Source organism: Skermanella sp., assembly GCF_059503625.1.
Map to the genome: position 1 here is coordinate 1 of NZ_JCACHA010000344.1, position 865 is coordinate 865.

The following is an 865-nucleotide window of genomic DNA, read 5'->3' on the forward strand; positions in this document are numbered from 1 at the left end:
CCTGCGTCCGGCCAAGCGGCGGACCAACCTGCTCGTGCAGACCGCGGCACAGGTCAAACGGCTGGTGATCGAGGGCCGGCGCTGCACCGGTGTGGAATTCCTCCATAAGGGCGGGGTCAAAACCGCGAACGCCCGAGCCGAGGTGATCCTGGCCGCAGGCTCGATCGGGTCTCCGCACCTGCTTCAGCTTTCAGGCATCGGACCTGGGGAGTGGCTGCGCAATGCTGGCATCGAGGTGCAGCACGAGCTGCCGGGGGTTGGCGGCAACCTGCAGGACCACCTTCAGATCCGCCTGGTCTACAAGGTCAAGAACACGCTCACGCTCAACGAGCGGGCGCGTGGCATGTTTGGACGCGCCGGCATGGCCTGGGAATACGCCCTGTACCGGCGTGGGCCGATGACCGCCGCACCCTCCCAGCTCGGCTGTTTCACCAGGAGCGATCCCAGCTTCGATACACCCAATCTGGAGTATCATGTCCAGCCTTTGAGCCTGGACAAATTCGGCGAGGCGCTCCATCCATTCCCGGCCTTCACCGCCTCGGTGTGCAACCTGCGCCCAACCAGCCGCGGATTTGTCCGGATCAGGAGCCCGGAGCCGAGCACCCATCCCGCGATCCAGCTCAACTACCTCAGCACTGACGAGGACAGGCGGGTGGCGGTCGATGCGATCCGGCTGACCCGCCGGATCGCGGCGGCTGAGGCTCTGCGGCGCTTCCAGCCCGAGGAATACCGCCCAGGTACGGAACTCCAGAGCGACGAGGAGTTGGCAAATGCGGCTGGCGACATCGGCACGACGATCTTCCACCCGGTCGGCACCTGCAAGATGGGACCTGCCGAGGACGCTTACGCCGTGGTCGATGCGCAG

The 865-nt window shown here is 65.8% G+C and carries 1 protein-coding gene; it reads left to right on the top strand.

The features are described from left to right. Positions 1-865, top strand: an 865-nt coding sequence (locus AC5JJ6_RS07955) for a GMC family oxidoreductase (RefSeq protein ID WP_496041520.1), incomplete at both ends; no start/stop codon positions are given.